This window comes from Lysinibacillus sp. FSL P2-0066 (assembly GCF_037969495.1).
Lineage (GTDB): Bacteria > Bacillota > Bacilli > Bacillales_A > Planococcaceae > Lysinibacillus > Lysinibacillus boronitolerans.
Window position 1 is genome coordinate 330,509 of record NZ_CP150202.1, and the last position, 18,883, is coordinate 349,391.

The following is an 18,883-nucleotide window of genomic DNA, read 5'->3' on the forward strand; positions in this document are numbered from 1 at the left end:
ACATGCTATTGCCAAACGGACGCAAGGAGTGCAATTCCTTCATTTATTTGCTGAAGTGTCAGTCCACCATACCCTATAATGATCATGGTTTCATTTGTTCCATTCTGATAGGAGGTAGAGCATGGATAGACTTGAACCCCTACCTCTTGAGCAAGCTGGATCGCTCTACTCTCGGTGAGATGTTGTGGTAGCTTGATGACTATATGAAGTCCGGATTTTTCACCGATTACTTGAAATTCATTTGAAAAATGTGAAGAGATGGCGGTCAATAATGCTTGTTGTTTTTTACGATAGATTGTTCGCATTTTTGCCAAATGCTTATCGAATAGACCTTGTGCAAGAAAGTCTGCTAAGACAAGTTGGTCTACTTTGGAGACAACCGATTTTTGCTCAGAATGAAAAGTCATAAACGGCACTACTAAAGACTTTGGAAGGATCATATAACTAATGCGTAAGGATGGAAGCAATGTTTTTGAAAATGTTCCGAAATAAATGACACGCTGAAGCTGATCCATTTTTGCTAAAGACGGGATTGGTAGCCCCTTATAACGAAATTCGGAATCATAATCATCTTCAATAATAAGCCCCGCGTTCGAGTTAGCCCATTGTAACAATGCCACTCTTCTTTCTATGGTCATAATCATGCCTAATGGAAATTGATGAGCAGGTGTTGTGTATAACATGTGAATTGGTGTTGCAGGGAGTGTAACCCCTGAATAGTCCACAGGAATCGCCTCTGTGGACAATCCACATTGCTGTAAAACGGCACGCACTCTTTTAAATCCTGGCTCCTCTAACCCAACGCGTGTCGCAGACCCAAGAAAATGACAAAGAGCCTGAAGCTGGCTTTGTGTACCACTGTATATAAATACCTGTGAAGCATCACAGCTAACCCCACGAGAACGCTCTACATAGCGGGCAATCTCTGTGCGTAAAGTTGTCTCTCCCTCCCAAGGGCTTGTTGATAAGTTGTTACTATTAAAATGTTTTTTAATAAGCTTGTGCCAAGCAGCATAAGGAAAAGCCTCGTTATCCACATGTCCATTTGTAAAATCAAATTGTATATTGTTAGGGATATTGTTACTTGGAACAGATACATGCTGGGGTACTTGCTGTAGCCAATCAAATTCAAAGGGCGCAATAAAATAACCAGAACGCTCTTTACTATAAATATAGCCTTCTGCAAGTAACTGCTCATAGGCTTCCTTTATGGTGTGTACACTCACATTCAATGTTAGGGCGAGAGCTCGTTTAGAAGGCAGTTGTTCATGAGCAAGTAATTTTTTAGTGATAATAGCATGCTTTATCTCTTCATAGATTTGGATGTATTTCGCTAGATTGCCTGTAAATATAATGGAGAGCTCCAGATAATTTCCTCCTCCTCTGGTATGGTTGATTTTTTAGTAATTGGTTATATATATCATATCAATTTTACCGTTAAATAAGTAAAAAGGAGTGAAGTGTAATGGAATTTATAACATTAGAAAATGAAGTGGTTAAACTAAAGCCTTTAGAATTGAGCGATTTACCAGGAATTTTAGAGACAGGAAGTTATCCAGAAATTTGGTCACATATGTCCACAACCATAGAAAAAAAGGAAGATGTGAATAAATTTGTGGAAAACGCATTAAAGGCAAAAAACGAAAAAACAGAATTTCCATTTGTGATTGTGGATAAACAATCAGGGGACATTATCGGGTCTACACGTTTTATGGATATTGATGACAAGCATCAGCGATTAGAAATTGGCTATACATGGCTAACACCCGCATACTGGCGTACAGCTATTAATACTAATTGTAAGTATTTGCTATTACGATACTCTTTTGAGCATCTTCATTTACAACGTGTACAAATAAAAACGGATCATGAAAATATTCGTTCTCAAAAGGCAATTGAGCGAATTGGTGCTACAAAAGAGGGAATATTGCGTAACCATATGATTCGCAAAGATGGGACAACTAGGCATACCGTTATGTATAGCATTACAATAGAAGAATGGCCACAGGTGAAAAAGCATTTAGAAAGTCTATTAGTGCAATTGGGATGTTAATAGGTATAAAAAGGGATTTATATAACCCGTAAAACCCTTTTTTCTTATAAAAAGTGTCAAAAAATAAAGGGGAGGGTAGAGTAGAGTACCGAAAAATTGAAAGAGGGTAATCTACTTGAAACCTAAATACACGTTAAGACAAATTTATGGTGATAATGCTGTGTATACACCAAGAACACCGTATAGCGATAATCCGTGGATGATGGATGATCCTCATAAGCTAGATGCTTTAACCTCAAGAGAAGTTGCTATTGCTGATATCCCCGTGCTAGTACATCGAGCAACACAAACAGAAAAGGCGCAAGAGCTTCATCAATTAGCAGGATTACCATGGGTAGAACAGCCTTATAGTTATGAGACTCAAGAGGAATATCTGGCACAGATCCAAACATGGTGTAAGGAAGGGAAGACCATTGTATGTCAATATATACACGACCTGGAGCATATGGATCGTCAATGTTATTGGATGGATGCGGAGAAATTTAATGAGTTGAATACAAAAGCTTATATTGATCATTTAATCGATAGTAAATATGTGCCAAGTCGTCTAAATGTGGAGACGTATAGACTTTCAGATGCCATTAAAAATTGGCAGCCTCCTGTAGTACTGAAGCCTGGCGATGATTCTCCGACATCGGGAGGATATGGCGTTACCATTTGTCATAATAAAGAGGAGCTGACGGAGGGTTTACGACAATTTCGGATGACTGGAACTGAAAGTATAATCATTGAGGAGCTTTTACAGACAAAGGACAACTATAGCTGTCAATTTGTTTACTCGGAGGAGCTAGGTATTCAATATTTAGGAGCTTCCCAGCAAATTACGGATGACAATGGCATTTACGAAGGGAATATCATTGTAGATAAAGTGCCCGAAAAAGTAATTGAAGTAGGAAAGCATATTATGGAACGTGGCGTTGAAGAAGGCTTTGTCGGTGTGGCAGGCTTTGATTTAATTGTCACTGAAGCTGGTGATGTTCAAGCGATAGATTTAAATTTCCGTCAAAATGGTTCAACCTCTATGCTGATGTTTCATGATGCTTTAGGAAAGCCCATCAATAAATTTAGCTCCTATTCAGCACAAAGCCCACAACAGAATAATTACTTCTATCAAACAATTAAGAAATATATAAAACAAGGTATGTTATTTCCCTTATCTTTCTATGATGGAGATTATTTTGAGGAGTCTGTACCTTCTAGATTTGTCGGTGTATGGTATGCAGATACGTTAGAGGAAATTGAAAAACGGGAGAAGGAATTATTACCTGAAGAAAAGAATGGTCTTTAATCGACCATTCTTTTTTTATAGATAATTGCTGCGAAAATCCAAGAAAGAAGAGACCATACAATTATCGTAATCATAGGAATAAGAACATCTGCCATAGAATACTTACCTTCTAACGCCTCTGCTAAAAGTAATAACTGTGAGCTTGGTAGCCATTCAGCTAATTTTAAGATTGGGTATGCCGAAGATAGAGCTAAGGCCAGAGGTCCAAATGAGAAGATAACCATTACAGGTAACACAATAATAGATGCTTCCATAATAGATTTAGCAAATAAACCGCATATTGTACCTAGAGCAATATAAAACACAGCAGAAAGCAATAATGCAATTGCTAAGATAAAAAGGTTTGCAGGTTCGTAGCCAACTAGAAAAATAGCCATTGTTACAGATACAATTGTAACAATTAGAACAAACAGGCTTTTACCAATTAAAATATCTCCAAGTGAGGCAGGGGAGAGCATAAGACTGCGAAGAGTGTTTTTTTCCTTTTCTTCTGCAATTAAACTACATTGTACGTAAGTAGTCACTATGGAAAATGTCATGTTAATTGGTAGAAAATACATGCTAATAGTATTTGCACCTAATCGATTATATAAAAACGCCATTATAAGTGGTAGTAATACCATAGTTGATACGGCATAGTTACGTGAGAATTCCTTATAATCCTTCATCAATATAGCTTGAATACGTGTCATTGAAATATTCATACTAAATCACTCCCTGTTATTTGCATAAAAATGTCACCTAGTGTTGGCTCGTTTGTATAGATACGTGTAACTTGATCGGATTGCATCCATTGATATAACTTCTCTGCATCTTGAGAACCATTCTCTATAATTTCCTGTTCGCCATTTTTAAGCTCTACTGTAATAGTGTCAGAGCCAAATTCTTTTTTTAGATCTTTTGGAGCGCCGATTGCTCGGATTTTCCCTTTATGCAGGAAAGCAACACGATCACAAAGTATTTCTGCTTCGCTCATATCGTGTGTTGTTAAAAAAATTGTTGTACCCATAGCATTTAATTTTCGTAAGCCATTATATATATGCTGTGTATTTACTGGGTCCAAAGCAGAAGTAGGCTCATCTAAAAATAATAATTCGGGCTTGTGCATAATTGCACGAGCAAGTGTAACACGTTGAATCATTCCTTTGGAAAGCTGACTGATCTTCTTTTTACGTTCTGCATATAAATTGACAAAGTCCAAAGCTTCTTTTACAGCAGATGGAGATAGCTGATATAAATTACTATAAAGTATTAAATTTTCTTCAATTGATAGTCTCGTATACAAGCCACTATTATCTGTCAAAATACCGAAACGTTTACGATTGTGACTTTGCTTCATTTCAGATGCATGTTGCCCAAATAATAGAACATTACCAGCCGATTTATCTGTTTGTGCGGTTAATATTTTAATAGTAGTAGTTTTACCAGAACCACTTGGGCCAAGAAAGCCGAATATTTCCCCTTTCTTAATGGTAAAGGAAACATCCTGTAATGCTGTTTCATTATTAAAAGTTTTTTTCAAATGTTGCACATCAATCACTGCGTTCATGTGTAACCTCCTGTTTGTTGTTGATGTCTACACTATAAACAACAAGGGTAAGGCTCACAGTAAAAATCATGTGAAAGGCAGAAAAAGAACCTTCAATGGAATTTTATTAAAGGTGACAGGAGTCGATTATTTCCTGGGAAATCTACTAAATTCCGAGTATTTCCTTTAAAGTTGCCAATTTATTTTTCGACAGTGGAACAACTGTCTTTTCTGTACTGTTGAGTGCTAAGCTATAGCTATTGCGTGTCCAAGTAATAATCTCTCGAACCTTTTGTAGATTCACAATATAAGAACGATGGCTTCTAAAAAAGCCGAATGGTGTCAATTTTTGCTCTAACTCATTTAGCGATAGAGTACATGGATAAGCTTCACCTGCTACATAAATAGATACTTCTCCTTCAACACTTTCAATATAATCAATTTCGGGTGGATTAAATAAAATAATCTTTTCATTTTTCTTTGTTGGGATTTTATCTAGTCGAATTGGTGCATTCTTAATGGTTATTGGTGCCTGTTCTACACCATCCTCTTTTACGTCTAAAGCATGTAAGTCTGCTCCATCTAATCGATGTATAGTTGTACTTGCAACCATTAAGTCTTCTAGATTATTTGATAATAAAATAATAATTTTGTGCTCTTTTGCGAGATTTTTTAATAACTGTTGGATAGTTTGCTTTGAAAATTCATCTATATTTTGAAAGGGTTCTTCTAAAATTTGAATAGATGCCGGATGTAGGTACATATTCAATAGTTTTAATCGCTGTTTTTCACTATTAGAAAGCTTACTAATTCTATTGTTTTTTTGTTCAGTAAGTTTAAAAAGCTTCAATATGTTCTCTGTTTCATTAGTTGGGCGGCTAAAAAGCTTTAAAATGAACTGGATATACTCGCGCGCTGTGAGTCGCTCATATAACGAGCTTTCACGAAAAGAAGTATACGTATCATCTCGTTTCATAAACCATTGCATTAATGTATGTATTTTGGAAACATCTGTATAGATGCCTATAATCATGCCAGGTTGTAGAGAAAGATGAAAGCTTGGATAAATAACATTGCCTGCTTCAATATATGGATCAACCTGAATATCAATATTTTGTTCCACGTTTATTCCTCCTATAGCTTGCTAGCTTGTAAAAAGTATTTGATGTCATTGAGTGCTTGCGAGTGGCTCATCTGACAGTAGTTTGAGTTAGAGGCATCCATAAAGCCATGTAAGCCTTGAAATTGTTTGACCTGAACATTCGGTATGCTTGCAAGTGTGTCCTTCAATGATTGAACATCAAAGCTATCTTCATGGCTAGGTAAAACAACCAAAGTTGGGCAAGATGGAATGTTATCAAGGTATTGGCGGATCCGTGAGCCATACACACAAATGACACGGTGTAAGGGGAGTGTAGTTAATCGCCAGGCTAAAGTTGCACCTACACTATATCCAATTAATATTACCTCATCGTCATTTTCACAAGCCTCCAATAATTTTTGTGAAAGTAACTCAAGAGGAGCATCAAAGCCAACTGTCTGTAAGAAAAAGTCATAGGCTTGTTTTTCCTGCTCATATGGAAAGGAAAGTCCTTCTGGATAAAGCGAAATAAGGGAAACAGCAGTGTCTTCATCGCCGTATTCTTGAATTTGTTTTTCAATAAAATGATTAACTCCATAGATCTCATGTAGTATATAGATTTTTCTTTTCATTGCGTCCTCTATTATCTTTTTTCCAATAGTGTATCAAAAAGTAAGTAAAACGTATAATTCGCTTCTAGAATGAACAGTAATAATTATTTTCAAAAGTACAATGATTTGGTCACCAATTATTAACATTATTATTTATATAATTAGAATTTGGTATAATTTTATTTGATAATGATTATCATTATCGTATAATGGAATTTAAGGAGGAAGTTCAAATCAGTTTACACAATTAGAAATACACAGTAGGACTGTCATGCGATATGAGTTAGTCCAATTGTTGAAATAGGTAAAGACAAATTGAAAGGTGTGTTAAAAATTGTTAGAACAAGAATTATATGATGTAACCATTATTGGTGGTGGGCCAGCGGGTTTATATTCAAGCTTTTATTGTGGTTTACGTGAAATGAAAACCAAGCTAATTGAATCACAACCACAGCTAGGCGGTAAAATTCATGTTTATCCAGAGAAAATGATTTGGGATGTGGGAGGTGTAACGCCTATATCAGGGGGGCAACTAATTAAACAATTAGTTGAGCAAGCCTTAACCTTTAATCCTTCTATTTATACAAATGAAAAAGTCCTGTCCATTGCAAAAAATGAAGATGGTATTTTTGTCATAACAGCAGAGTCAGGAAATATTCATTATTCCAAAACCGTTATCGTTGCTATTGGTGGTGGCATCCTAAATCCCCAAAAAATTGAAATTGAGGGGGCTGAACGCTTTGAAGTATCTAATTTAAATTACACAATTAAATCCTATGAAAAATTTAAAGATAAGGCAGTTATTATTTCTGGTGGTGGTAACACAGCGGTAGACTGGGCATTAGAATTAACGGAGGTGGCATCCAAGGTCTATTTAACTTATCGAAAAGATACATTGTCTGCACATGAGGCTCAAATTACAGAGCTTGCAAATAGTTCGATCGAATGCCATTTCAATTCTGAAATTACCAAGCTGATTGCAGACGAGCAAGCAGGAATGATTAAAGCTATTGCTTTAACAAATCATGAAACAGGGACTGTAACAGAAATTCCTATTGATGAAGTTGTCATCAGTCATGGGTATGTGCGTGATAAAGAGCTGTTAGATAATAGTCCATTAGCCATTGAGCGCAAAAATGATTATTTTATCGCTGGTACGATTAATAGTGAATCATCGATCCCAGGCCTTTATGCTGCGGGTGATATTTTGAGCCATGATGGTAAAATTCATTTAATTGCAGCAGCCTTTCATGATGCACTTCATGCAGTGAATAGTGCGAAGAAATATATCCAACCTGATGCTTCTGAGGGAGGTATCGTTTCCTCACATAATGATATTTTCAAACAACGTAATCGTAAGCTATTACAGGAAAGTTTAAAATAATCGATTTTAGGAGCACTGAAGTATTCATGGTGTTCCTTTCTTTTATCTTGATGTCTATTTTAGAAGAAACACTTCTGAGGGACTATCAATATAATAAACAAAATATAACGCTGATTATGGAGTATATAGAAGAAAATTATACAGAGAATATGATTGTCATGGTATCGTGAAATATTTGAGAAAAAATGGGTTTTAGTCCAAATTATCTCACTGATTTTCGTTTTCAAAAGTCTAAAATGTACTTGAGAACATCTCATTTATCCATTAAAGAATTTGCTGAAAAATCGCCTAGCCAATTCCGTAAATATATGAATTAACAAACACCTAATGAAAAAATAACTTTCATTAGGTGTTTTTCCTCTAGAAAGAACATAGCTTTTCCTTTTTTGGACACCCTAAACTAGAAAAAATGACATGGGGTGATGATCATGAAAATAGAAAGGTCGTCCGAGTGGGAAGAAGGCTTTATCGATCGATTAAATCATCTTGAAAAATGGGATAGCTGGACATTGTACAAGATGAACTATGATATTGTGAAAATGAAACTAATTCCTGATTTTACAGGATTGCAGGCTACAAAGTATTTACCTAATCTACAACCTTTGAAACACCAGCTAGAGGCAGCCGAAACAGTTATTGAACGTATGAATGGGAAAGCTATTTTAGCTGATGAGGTGGGGCTAGGGAAAACAATTGAAGCTGGCTTAATCTTAAAGGAATACCTTATTCGAGGTCTTGTGAAAAGAGCATTGATTTTGGCTCCTGCTTCTTTAATTAATCAGTGGATTGAAGAGTTAAATATAAAATTTCATATTCCTGCCGTTGCCTATAAAAAAAATTGCCCAATAGAGCGCTATGATGTCCTTATTATGAGTATGGATACGGCAAAAAAGAGTCCACATAGAGAGCGCATTTATGAGCAGGATTATGACATGATAATTATTGATGAGGCACATAAATTAAAAAATAATAAAACACAAATTTACGAGTTTGTACAAGGCTTAAAGAAAAAATTCTGCCTATTATTAACAGCCACACCTATTCAAAATGATATCTTTGAATTGTATTATTTAATCTCCTTATTAAAGCCTGGACATCTAGGTAACTATGACACGTTCCAATCTGCCTTCTCTGCTAGTAAGCATGATTTAGAACATGATGATTATTTAAAAGAGTTGGTTAATCAGGTAATGGTAAGAAATCGAAGGGAAGATACGGGGATTGATTGGACAAATCGTCGTGTACAAATTGTACCGATTACATTTACGGACGAAGAAAGAGAAGTTTACGAAATGCTTGGCAACCTTCAAAACACAGGGTCATTTTCATTAATAACGTTGCAAAAAGAAATGTGTAGTAGCAAGGAAGCTACAGCATTAACATTAACGAATATGCTGGATGATCATGTACAACCACAAGAAATTGAAGCGATTATAACTAAATTAATGACCTTGGAAGTGAATTCAAAGGCAGAAAAGGCATTGGAAATTGTTAAACAAGCAAATGACAAGGTTATTATTTTTACAGAATATCGTGCTACGCAAATTTATTTGCAATGGTACTTACATTCTAATGGCATATCAAGTGTGCTGTTTAATGGTAAGTTTAATAAAAGTAAACGAGATTATATGAAGCACCTATTTAAAGAGCGAGCCCAGGTGCTCATCGCTACTGAGGCAGGAGGAGAGGGGATAAACCTTCAATTTTGTCATCATGTAATCAACTATGATCTACCTTGGAATCCAATGAAGCTAGAGCAACGTATTGGCCGTGTCCATCGTTTGGGACAGGAGCATGATGTTCATATCTATAATCTTGCTATAGAAAATACGATTGAAGAAAAAATTCTGCAATTGCTTCATACGAAGATTGATGTGTTCGAGAAGGTGGTTGGAGATTTAGATGCCATTTTAACAAACTTTAAAGAATCAGTATAAGGTAGGGAGATGCAGCTATGTATCCGCAGCAAGTTCACCACTATTTAAAGGAATTTTTTATGGAGAATGACTGTGCAATTTTAGGAGAAGAGGATCATTATCTAACCGTTCAATTAACAGTAGACATAGATAAAAGAATTATGAATAGGCCATTTTATTGGCAATACGTTGAAGCGACAAATAGTGAGCCAAACCCCGCTCAAGTAACCTTCATTACAAACCAAACAGCAATGGCTGGTAACATTTTTGGGGAAGCTATTCATTACGGCTCTCCACGTTTAAATCAAGTATTTTTAGCTACAAGAGAACTAGGGGCCTATGTTCAATTGTTTGAAAAGGTTGATCGTGATATGGGGCAGGTTATTTTAACGCCCTGGTTAGGTGTTAACTTTAAAGTTTCGTATTGCTGTGATCGTACAAAAGAAATGCTTTACTCATTTGGCATTAATTTATTGACTGGTGTTATTAAGGAGGATTTTCATGAAATGATTTGTTCTTCGGACTTTAACACAAAACCCGAAGAAAATGTATTTCATGTGCAATATATTATTAAGCCTGCCCGAGCACTTGAAAGATTGAAAGCTACAATTGAGTCAATTATTGAGCAGGATGATCATTCTTGGGCAATGGAAGCACAAAAACGATGGCAACGTGATCAACGTGTATTAGATTATTTTTATGAAGATGTAGAGGATAAACCAGAATGCTATGAAATTGAAAGAAAAGCATTAGAGGAGCAATATGAAGCAAAAATTAAAATAGAAGTCATTAATGGGGGATTATTTTATCTCTTTTAAATAAGGAGCTGTCTAAAATAAACTGTACCCTTTGTAAAGGACATTTTAAAAAAAGCTAGGTAACTTGTTGAAGCTGCTGTCTGTATTTTGCAGGCGGCAGCTTTTTCAAATGCCATTGCCCTCGATAATGGTTGTAATACATCATATAACTCTTAATTTCTCGTTTGACTTCTTCTAATGTTTCACATTTCTCGATAGTTGTTTCATCTTTAAAATGTCCAAAAAATGATTCTTGTGGCGCATTGTCCCAACAGTTTCCACGGCGAGACATGGATTGTCCTAACCCCATTTTCTTCACAAGTTTTTGGAATTGTGGATTGGTATAATGGAATCCTTGATCCGAATGAATAAAGGCATCTTCCGTTAAATGGCGGTGTTTCTTCAATTGATGAAGCGTATTGAGGGCAATATCTATACTTAATGAAGACGACACTTCATACGCTAAAATTTCATTCGTTTCAGCGTCTTTAATCGTTGATAAATAAGCGCGTTTACTGCTTCCATACGTTAAATAGGTGATATCTGTCAGTAACACTTTTCCGGCCATACCCTGTTTAAAGTTGCGTTGTAATTCATTTGGGCACGTACGATGTTCTTTCGTTGCTTTTGCCATACGTCGAGTTGGATTCGCTTTTCGAATCGGGCAGATAATCTGATATTTTTTCATCACACGGCGAATACGTTTCAGATTGTACGTAATTCCATATTGATTTTCTAACGTCATTTTAATTTGACGTGCTCCTTTTTTTCGCCCTCTGAAATGATACGCTTTTAAAATGATTTCCTTTACCACTTCATCTGCTTGTTCTTGCTCCACACGCTTCTGAGCTGATTTTTCTAAAAAATAATTGTAATAGCCAGACCGAGATATACCCATCACATCACATAAATAGCTGACTAAACGCTTTAATTTATACTTTTTCATCGTGTGATGGATGAGTTCAAATTTTAGTGTCGTAGCGATTTTTATTTCTTCTTCAACATCTGCCTTTCGAGTAGATCGAGCTTTTTTAACAATTCATTCTCTGCTTCAAGTAACCGATTTTTCGCCTCTAAACGCTTCAATTTTTCTTCTAATGTCAATTCGCGTTCGGAAGGTCTACCTGAATTTGTTTTACGTGTATCTTGTAAACCTCCGACACCTGCTTTACGATAAGAAGCTCGCCAGCGTTTGCCTGAAGATTCGATTCGTTTTATACCGATTAATTCAACATCTAAACCTGCATTTTCAAAAATTTCTCTTGGGAATTTACCTTTTTCATTTTCCGCAATAAAATGACGTTTAAATTCGTCAGTATATGTGATCGCTTTCTCGCTAACTGCTTGCACATTTGGATTACATTTTAGTTGTTCTTGTTCCATTTTCGTAAAATATCTTTTGGTCATTTCACTCTACCCCAACATCTTTTTTCTCATTATAAACAAAAGTACCCTATAGGATAGACTTTTTTCAAAGTGTCTATCTTATAGGGTACAGTTTAAAAATGGACAGCTCTTTTTTACTTTTAATGATCCTCCACCATGCTTTGAAGCTGAGCCAATTTATTGTCCCAAAATAAATGGAAGTATTGGAGCCAATCTTCAATCTCCTTTAAGCGCTCACTATGCAACGTATAGATTTTTTCGCGCCCTTTTTTTTGAGCAGAAATTAGCTCCGCCTGTTCCAATATTTTCAAATGCTTCACGACAGCGGTTCGACTAATCGTAAAATGCTCAGTAATATTGGAAATAGGTCTGTCACTTGCTGCAAGGAGCTGTAAAACACTTCTTCTTGTTGGATCAGCGATTGCTTGAAAAACATCATACCTTATGGCTGCTTCAGTCATTAGGATTCAGCAGCCTCTTTTAATTTATGATTAATAATCATTGTCCAGCCACCATCCATATTAGTACGTATGGCTTCAGTGGCAGTGTTCGCTTTAGGAATAATATGTGATGCTTCCTTCCAGCCGCCATGTGTTAAAGTAAATTCAGTTTGCTCGCCTACTTCTTTTAGCTCAAAAGTGACGAACCAACCATCTTGATCCCAAGCAAATCGCAGAAAGTGCGGTGCATCAACACGTTCTACCTTGCAGGGTGAAGGGCCGAACGGTGATTGAATAGTAAATTCGTGACCTTCAATAGGTTGAAAATCATTTGGCATAAACCAGGAAGCAATTTTGTCAGCTGTTGCGACAGTCTCCCAAACTTTTTCGATAGGGGCATTTAATGTAATTGTTTTGACAATATCCTGCAATTTTTCAGTCATGTTCTATTACTCCTTTTGATTGATGAATGATACCTTGGTGTAATGGCGTACAACGTTATTCGAGTCCACTAAAGCAGAGGAATCTGTATGACATATAACCATAAGGTGTTATGAATATATAACACCTTATGGTTATATGTCAACGAAAACATTTTGTATCTTTCTGTTGCTCTTGGCGTATGTTACAATTATTTTTATAATTTTCTGACAGAAAGGGTGGGCGTAATATGGTCAATATATCTGTGTTCTTAGTTATGTGCATTTTACTTATTATTTTACCTGGCCCTGATACAGCGATTGCAACAAAGAACACACTGACTGTGAGCAGAAAGGGCGGTTTACAAACAATCATAGGTTCTTGTTGCGGTTTATTAATTCATACTTGTGCGGCTGTTATTGGACTTTCAGCGATTATTGTAAAATCTGCCTATATATTCGCTGTTTTAAAATATGTTGGTGCGGTTTATTTATGTTATTTAGGAATCAAGACCTTATGGACACTTCGAACTATTCGCACACAATCCCCGGCTGTACAAGATGAAGCAAGTATTGAGCACAAGTATTCTCAACAATCTTGCTTTAAGCAAGGGTTTCTCACAAATGTGACAAATCCAAAGGTCGCAGTATTTTTCCTAACATTTCTTCCTCAATTCGTAGATGGTAACAGTGGAACATTCCTCCCATTTTTAATAATGGGTCTCATTTATACAGCATTAACAATGCTATGGTTTATCTTCTATGTGTACCTTTTAGATCGAATTAGCGCATTTATGAAAAAGCCATCAACTAAGGCAGTAATTGAAGGACTAACAGGTGCAATATTAATTGCATTTGGGATTAAGTTAGCATTAGAAAAAGCACACTAAGTAGAAAATACACCACTTTTTAAGGTGGTGTATTTTCATGTTGTTGAAAAAAGGTGAGTCATCGTCAGAAAAAGCAATTTTGAAAGGTGAGGAGTTGATTTCCGTTCCGCCAGCGTCCTTTCCCAGGTGGCGTCCAATGAGTCTCTTCACTCCCTGCGTTCACTAGTAGTGACGCTGGCTCCAGTTTATAATTGATTGTAGGACATATAACCCTCAAAAACTCTCCATTATTAAAATATAGAAATCTAAAACTTTGATGATCAACTGATTGAAAAGGATTAAAAAGGAAGAGTGGAGAATTTATTACTAAAGGGAATTACTTATAGATACTTTATAAAAAATATGAATAAATGGAGACGATAGTGATGGAATTAAGAGATTTAAAAGCCTTTATGGCTGTTGTTGAACATAGGAGTTTTACAAAGGCTGCAAATGATTCCTTTGTATCTCAGCCTTCATTAAGCAAAAGTATCAAAAAATTAGAAGAATCATTACAAGTTGAATTGTTGAATAGGTCAACGCGTAATGTAGAACTAACAGATGCAGGTAGTATTGTGTATAATCAAGGACAAAAAATAATGCATGCTATCCAAGAACTACATATTTTACTAGATGATCTATTAAATATTAAAACAGGTGCTATCAAGTTAGGGATCCCACCTTTAATTGGAACATTATTTTTCCCTGAAATTGCTAGGGGATTTCATCAGCTATATCCTGAAGTGCATTTAGCGCTTGTCGAACGTGGTGCAAAAATGGTAGAAATGCTAGTAGAAAATGGTGATGTTGATATGGGCATCATAGTATTACCAGTAGATGAAAGGAAGTTTGCTGTTCAACCCTTTATAGAAGACCAGTTTTATGTTTTTATGAATGAATCTCACCCCTATGCATGCCAGGAATCGATAGCTTTACAAGATTTAAAAAATGAAACATTCATTATCTTTGCGGAGGAGTTCACCCTTCACGACTATATAATTAAATCCTGTGAAAGCGTTGGTTTTACACCTACAATTGGCTATAAAAGTTCACAATGGGACTTGATTGTAGAATTAGTATCCTCTAATTTAGGGATTACATTGTTACCGCATTCCATAGCTGCTAAGCAAACAAATACAAATGTGAAAATAATTCCATTAGATAATTTTGAAATGCCATGGCGTTTAGGGATTATTACGAAAAAGAATGCCTATCAATCTTATGCATTAAAACAGTTACTTGAAATGATGTGTAGGAATAGCGAGAAGAGATTTATTCTAAATAGGAATAAGTAGTATTCTAATTAATTCCTTTACTTGTAAAATAGCAATGATGTAGAATTTTCCTTAACAAACGAGCAATTCAGGGAGGTTTCGAGATGGGGAATGGGAAGGTATGGAATTCATTTGAAGAGGCGATTGCGGATATTAAGGATGGCGACACATTAGCTGTAGGTGGCTTCGGGCTATGCGGTATACCCGAAAAATCTATCGCAGCATTAGTGCAACAGGGAACAAAGGATTTAACGGTTATCAGTAACAACTGTGGTGTAGATGACTGGGGGTTGGGTCTACTATTAGCAAACAAGCAAATTAAAAAAATGGTTGCTTCTTATGTAGGAGAAAATAAGATTTTTGAACAACAATTTTTAAGTGGTGAGCTAGAAGTAGAGTTGACACCGCAAGGAACTCTTGCAGAACGTTTGCGTGCAGGTGGAGCGGGAATTCCTGGGTTTTACACAGCTACAGGGGTTGGAACGCCGATTGCTGAAGGAAAAGAAGCGAAGGTTTTTGATGGCAAAGAATATATTTTGGAGGAAGGCATTGTTGCCGACTTTGCTCTGGTCAAAGCATGGAAAGCAGATAAGCTAGGAAATTTAGTTTACAGAAAAACATCACGCAATTTTAATCCATTAGCTGCTATGTCAGGAAAAATTACAATAGCTGAAGTGGAGGAAATTGTAGAAGTTGGAGAACTAGATCCTGATCATATCCATACACCAGGGGTTTTTGTACAACGTGTATTAGTAGGTGAAAACTATGAGAAGCGTATTGAACGTTTAACGGTGAAAAAGGGGGAAGCATAATGGATACAAGACAAAAAATTGTTAACCGAGCAGTAAAAGAAATAGCCAACGGTATGAATGTCAATTTAGGCATAGGTATTCCAACACTTGTTGCGAATGCAATCCCAGCCGATTATGACGTGCTTTTACAATCCGAAAACGGACTTCTCGGTATTGGTCCTTATCCAGTAGAAGATGCAGTAGATCCTGATCTAATCAATGCAGGTAAAGAAACGGTTACAACAGTTCCAGGGGCATCCTTCTTTGACAGTGCAGAATCATTCGCGATGATTCGAGGCGGACATATAGACCTTGCCATCTTAGGAGGTATGGAGGTATCTGAAACAGGAGATCTTGCTAATTGGATGATTCCAGGGAAAATGGTGAAGGGCATGGGTGGCGCAATGGATCTCGTAGTTGGTGCCAAGAGAGTGATTGTCGTCATGGAGCATGTGAATAAAAATGGTGAATCTAAAATTAAAAAACAATGTGAGCTTCCTCTAACAGGTAAAGGTGTCGTACATCGATTAATTACAGATTTGGCTGTATTTGATTTTACGAAAGATGGTATGCAATTGATTGAATTAGCAGAAGGTGTTTCTTTAGAGGAAGTAAAAGAGAAAACAGCCGCTTCATTTACAGTTGCTCTTATACAATAACTTCAGACCTATGACTGTTTCCAGCGCTATTGTCTCATTTTACAATAGTCTAAAAGGAGATACATAACGATGGAACAACAATGGACAAATGAATTAGCAGTCTCACAGGTAAGAGTGGCAAGACCAACCGCTCAGCTAAAGGAAATAGCACGGTTTTACTGTGAAGGCGTCGGATTAAAGAAAATAGGCTCTTTTGCAGGTCATCGTGGCTATGATGGTCTAATGATTGGTCTTCCAGATGCAAGTTATCATTTAGAATTTACAGAGCATATTGAAGGTAGCCCTTGTCCTGCACCAAGTAAGGACAATCTTCTCGTACTTTATATCCCAAACAGAGATACAATTCGCCATATTGTCGAACGTCTTGCACTTATGGGATATCCCGAAGTAGAGCCTGAAAATCTGTATTGGGCTGAAAAAGGGGTAACCATTGAAGATCCTGATGGCTGGCGTATAGTACTCATGAATACAGAAGGCATTTAAATAGAAAATTTTAAGCACGAGCTATGTCTGTAGTCTCGTGTTTTTTATGCGACCTAAAATACCCTGTGTAGTATATAATTTGTTTAGGAGGTTACTAAATGCAACGAATAACAACATTGAACACGTGGTACGAAGTTTTGGAGCAATCGAAGTTCAAACCTTGTCTTGTATTAAAAATTAGCATGACATGTATAAGTAGTATTTCAGCTTTAAAGGAATATAAAGTATTACAAACGAAATTGCCTAAATATATTGTGATTGTACAAATGGACCGAGTAGTTTCAAATGCTATTGCCTGTGATCTTCAAGTGAAGCACGAATCACCACAGCTATTAATTTTGCAGGGTGGGAAAGGAATTTGGCAAGCAACTCACTACAAAATAAAGCAATCTCTTTTAGTAAACGCTATAGAACAATATGTAAAAAAAGATACTCCACAATAGGGCGTGGGGTATCTGTATGTGCTTAATCTTCCAAGGCCTCATCTTCATGATAATTTGTGGCGCTAGACTCGATATCGACCTGTAGATAATTGGCCCAATCTACTTTGTGAAAATCCTCTTCACTAAAATAAATATTCAAAACCTCTGTCATCGTTTTGTCCCCATCAGGTTCAGTGAGCGGAGCATACCAAGTAATAGCTGGTGTCTTCACATTTTTTAATTTGGACAAATCAGCGAAAATTTTAGTAGAATCTCTTAGCATCTGGTTTTTCGATCCTTCTGTCACATCTGTATCTTGAATGGAAATTGTGACAACACCGTTTTTTGATTCATCCACAGAGAATTCATTTTTCACAATCGCGCCTACAATATCTTCAACATTCGTATTTTGATCGACTGCTACTTCCTTTGGCTCTGCGTTCTTTCCACAAGCTACTAATAGTAGTGAAGTAAAAACCAATAGATAAATTAATTTTTTCAATGTCATAACCTCCCTTGTTACTCCATCTATGTGCAAAATGGGAGGGAATTATACAAAATATAAGAAGGTTGTCCACAGTTTTTAAGAATGGTTTGGAAGTGATTGAATAGAGAAGAAGGGGAAAATATGTTGAATAAAAAGCACCTTAACCAAAATGGCTAAGGTGCTGGATCAATAATGTAATGGAAAAAAGCCGCGTATGCCGTAGTTATTATAGAAAGTTTTAAACCACCACTCCTCAAAGTGGGTGTTCGCAGAAGTTTTCCTGCTTATCCTCATGCACCGTAGTGTGAGGCCCGTCATTCCAACTCCAATAATAAAACTCCCTTTTACAGCTTAAAGGTTAAAACTTAATATTATACGAACAATGCAGCCTTTATGGATATAATAAAGCATGAACGATAAACATGCAAGTAAGATGATAATGGCAAATTAGTCAATGGGCAAGTGTTCCAAATAGCGTAATGAGCATCTTGAAATACCTTCAAAAAGGTACGGATGCTTCATATTTTTTTCACAAATGCGAACGGAAAATACGAACAACCTTTGCTAATTAAGGTCGACTATGTAAAGATAGGAGCATAAAGAGGATTTTCCTAGCAAATATGTAAAAGGGGGAAGCGGAAATGGCAGCTTATCCAAATTGTCCAAAATGTCATTCAGAATATACGTATGAGGACGGAGCCAACTATGTATGTCCAGAATGTGCGCATGAATGGAGTATGGAGGCAACTGAACAGGAATCAGATGCACTTATTGTAAAAGATGCAAATGGTAATTTGTTAGCTGACGGCGATTCAGTTACTGTTATTAAGGATTTAAAGGTGAAGGGCAGTTCTTCCACTTTAAAAATTGGTACAAAGGTAAAAAGTATCCGTCTAGTAGAAGGCGATCATAACATCGACTGCAAAATTGATGGCTTTGGTGCCATGAAATTAAAATCAGAATTTGTGAAAAAGGCCTAACAAGCAAAAAAGCAC

Annotated in this window: 21 protein-coding genes and 1 other RNA gene; 12 read left to right on the top strand and 10 right to left on the bottom strand. The window is 36.4% G+C overall.

Annotation, left to right across the window (positions count from 1 at the left end; genetic code table 11):
- Positions 1 to 5: 5 nt before the first annotated feature.
- The gene (locus MKZ14_RS01615) at positions 6 to 1,367 is read right to left on the bottom strand and encodes a PLP-dependent aminotransferase family protein (RefSeq protein ID WP_333006871.1); all 1,362 of its coding nucleotides are present in this window, start codon (positions 1,365 to 1,367) and stop codon (positions 6 to 8) included.
- 98 nt (positions 1,368 to 1,465) lie between these two features.
- On the opposite strand from MKZ14_RS01615, the gene MKZ14_RS01620 reads away from it, so the two are divergent.
- Positions 1,466 to 2,053 (top strand): GNAT family protein, encoded by a 588-nt coding sequence (locus MKZ14_RS01620; RefSeq protein WP_009373719.1) that lies wholly within the window; start codon positions 1,466 to 1,468, stop codon positions 2,051 to 2,053.
- 115 nt (positions 2,054 to 2,168) lie between these two features.
- Positions 2,169 to 3,341: an ATP-grasp domain-containing protein gene (locus tag MKZ14_RS01625; RefSeq protein WP_333006866.1), complete on the top strand. Its 1,173-nt coding sequence runs from the start codon at positions 2,169 to 2,171 to the stop codon at positions 3,339 to 3,341.
- Here MKZ14_RS01625 and MKZ14_RS01630 read toward each other — a convergent pair.
- The 4 genes from MKZ14_RS01630 to MKZ14_RS01645 form a co-directional block, all read right to left on the bottom strand.
- The gene (locus MKZ14_RS01630) at positions 3,338 to 4,045 is read right to left on the bottom strand and encodes an ABC transporter permease (RefSeq protein ID WP_036078002.1); all 708 of its coding nucleotides are present in this window, start codon (positions 4,043 to 4,045) and stop codon (positions 3,338 to 3,340) included. The two genes, MKZ14_RS01625 and MKZ14_RS01630, sit on opposite strands and share 4 nt — an antisense overlap.
- Complete coding sequence (locus MKZ14_RS01635) at positions 4,042 to 4,890, bottom strand: ABC transporter ATP-binding protein (protein WP_036078004.1); 849 nt, start codon at positions 4,888 to 4,890, stop codon at positions 4,042 to 4,044. The genes MKZ14_RS01630 and MKZ14_RS01635 overlap by 4 nt, the downstream gene beginning before the upstream one ends.
- 145 nt (positions 4,891 to 5,035) lie before the next feature.
- Positions 5,036 to 5,992 carry a LytTR family transcriptional regulator DNA-binding domain-containing protein gene (locus MKZ14_RS01640; protein WP_258859022.1) on the bottom strand — a complete coding sequence of 319 codons (957 nt, stop codon included), beginning with the start codon at positions 5,990 to 5,992 and terminating at the stop codon, positions 5,036 to 5,038.
- Between the two features lie 11 nt (positions 5,993 to 6,003).
- Complete coding sequence (locus MKZ14_RS01645) at positions 6,004 to 6,582, bottom strand: dienelactone hydrolase family protein (protein WP_258859021.1); 579 nt, start codon at positions 6,580 to 6,582, stop codon at positions 6,004 to 6,006.
- Positions 6,583 to 6,895: 313 nt separating this feature from the next.
- Between MKZ14_RS01645 and MKZ14_RS01650 the strand changes: the two genes are divergently transcribed.
- The 3 genes from MKZ14_RS01650 (at position 6,896) to MKZ14_RS01660 (ending at position 10,679) form a co-directional block, all read left to right on the top strand.
- Positions 6,896 to 7,945 (top strand): NAD(P)/FAD-dependent oxidoreductase, encoded by a 1,050-nt coding sequence (locus tag MKZ14_RS01650; RefSeq protein WP_333006864.1) that lies wholly within the window; start codon positions 6,896 to 6,898, stop codon positions 7,943 to 7,945.
- A gap of 422 nt (positions 7,946 to 8,367) precedes the next feature.
- Entirely contained in the window at positions 8,368 to 9,882 is a 1,515-nt protein-coding gene (locus MKZ14_RS01655) for an SNF2-related protein (protein WP_258859020.1), read from the top strand.
- Between the two features lie 17 nt (positions 9,883 to 9,899).
- Positions 9,900 to 10,679, top strand: a complete 780-nt coding sequence (locus tag MKZ14_RS01660; protein ID WP_036078017.1) for a YqhG family protein — start codon at positions 9,900 to 9,902, stop codon at positions 10,677 to 10,679.
- Positions 10,680 to 10,734: 55 nt separating this feature from the next.
- Here MKZ14_RS01660 and MKZ14_RS01665 read toward each other — a convergent pair.
- The 3 genes from MKZ14_RS01665 to MKZ14_RS01675 form a co-directional block, all read right to left on the bottom strand.
- Positions 10,735 to 12,065, bottom strand: a protein-coding gene (locus tag MKZ14_RS01665) for an IS3 family transposase (RefSeq protein WP_339280167.1) whose coding sequence is annotated in 2 segments (ribosomal slippage) — positions 10,735 to 11,684 and positions 11,684 to 12,065 — 1,332 coding nt in all. Because the reading frame shifts where the segments join, the coding sequence is not laid out codon by codon here.
- Positions 12,066 to 12,184: 119 nt separating this feature from the next.
- The gene (locus MKZ14_RS01670; protein ID WP_036078020.1) at positions 12,185 to 12,505 is read right to left on the bottom strand and encodes a metalloregulator ArsR/SmtB family transcription factor; all 321 of its coding nucleotides are present in this window, start codon (positions 12,503 to 12,505) and stop codon (positions 12,185 to 12,187) included.
- Complete coding sequence (locus tag MKZ14_RS01675; RefSeq protein ID WP_036078021.1) at positions 12,505 to 12,927, bottom strand: SRPBCC domain-containing protein; 423 nt, start codon at positions 12,925 to 12,927, stop codon at positions 12,505 to 12,507. Before MKZ14_RS01675 ends, MKZ14_RS01670 begins: the two co-directional genes overlap by 1 nt.
- Positions 12,928 to 13,154: 227 nt before the next feature.
- Here MKZ14_RS01675 and MKZ14_RS01680 point away from each other — a divergent pair, with 227 nt between their 5' ends.
- The 6 genes from MKZ14_RS01680 to ytxJ all read left to right on the top strand — a co-directional run bounded on the left by MKZ14_RS01680 (position 13,155) and on the right by ytxJ (position 17,422).
- Positions 13,155 to 13,793, top strand: coding sequence for a LysE family translocator (locus MKZ14_RS01680; RefSeq protein ID WP_016992167.1), 639 nt, complete (start codon positions 13,155 to 13,157; stop codon positions 13,791 to 13,793).
- Between the two features lie 365 nt (positions 13,794 to 14,158).
- Complete coding sequence (locus tag MKZ14_RS01685) at positions 14,159 to 15,067, top strand: LysR family transcriptional regulator (RefSeq protein ID WP_333005713.1); 909 nt, start codon at positions 14,159 to 14,161, stop codon at positions 15,065 to 15,067.
- An 83-nt stretch (positions 15,068 to 15,150) separates the two neighbouring features.
- The gene (locus tag MKZ14_RS01690; RefSeq protein WP_333005711.1) at positions 15,151 to 15,858 is read left to right on the top strand and encodes a CoA transferase subunit A; all 708 of its coding nucleotides are present in this window, start codon (positions 15,151 to 15,153) and stop codon (positions 15,856 to 15,858) included.
- On the top strand, positions 15,858 to 16,496 hold the full coding sequence (locus tag MKZ14_RS01695) for a 3-oxoacid CoA-transferase subunit B (RefSeq protein WP_016992169.1): 639 nt from the start codon (positions 15,858 to 15,860) through the stop codon (positions 16,494 to 16,496). The genes MKZ14_RS01690 and MKZ14_RS01695 overlap by 1 nt, the downstream gene beginning before the upstream one ends.
- 69 nt (positions 16,497 to 16,565) lie before the next feature.
- Positions 16,566 to 16,979 (top strand): VOC family protein, encoded by a 414-nt coding sequence (locus MKZ14_RS01700; RefSeq protein ID WP_016992170.1) that lies wholly within the window; start codon positions 16,566 to 16,568, stop codon positions 16,977 to 16,979.
- A gap of 98 nt (positions 16,980 to 17,077) precedes the next feature.
- Entirely contained in the window at positions 17,078 to 17,422 is a 345-nt protein-coding gene (gene ytxJ / locus MKZ14_RS01705; RefSeq protein WP_333005709.1) for a bacillithiol system redox-active protein YtxJ, read from the top strand.
- A gap of 22 nt (positions 17,423 to 17,444) precedes the next feature.
- On the opposite strand, the gene MKZ14_RS01710 is transcribed toward ytxJ, so the two are convergent.
- Positions 17,445 to 17,909 (bottom strand): hypothetical protein, encoded by a 465-nt coding sequence (locus tag MKZ14_RS01710; RefSeq protein ID WP_238542703.1) that lies wholly within the window; start codon positions 17,907 to 17,909, stop codon positions 17,445 to 17,447.
- A gap of 180 nt (positions 17,910 to 18,089) precedes the next feature.
- A non-coding RNA gene (gene ssrS, locus MKZ14_RS01715) (6S RNA) lies at positions 18,090 to 18,282 on the bottom strand.
- A gap of 247 nt (positions 18,283 to 18,529) precedes the next feature.
- On the opposite strand from ssrS, the gene MKZ14_RS01720 reads away from it, so the two are divergent.
- Positions 18,530 to 18,868 (top strand): zinc ribbon domain-containing protein YjdM, encoded by a 339-nt coding sequence (locus tag MKZ14_RS01720; protein WP_016992173.1) that lies wholly within the window; start codon positions 18,530 to 18,532, stop codon positions 18,866 to 18,868.
- The last annotated feature ends 15 nt before the right edge of the window (positions 18,869 to 18,883 follow it).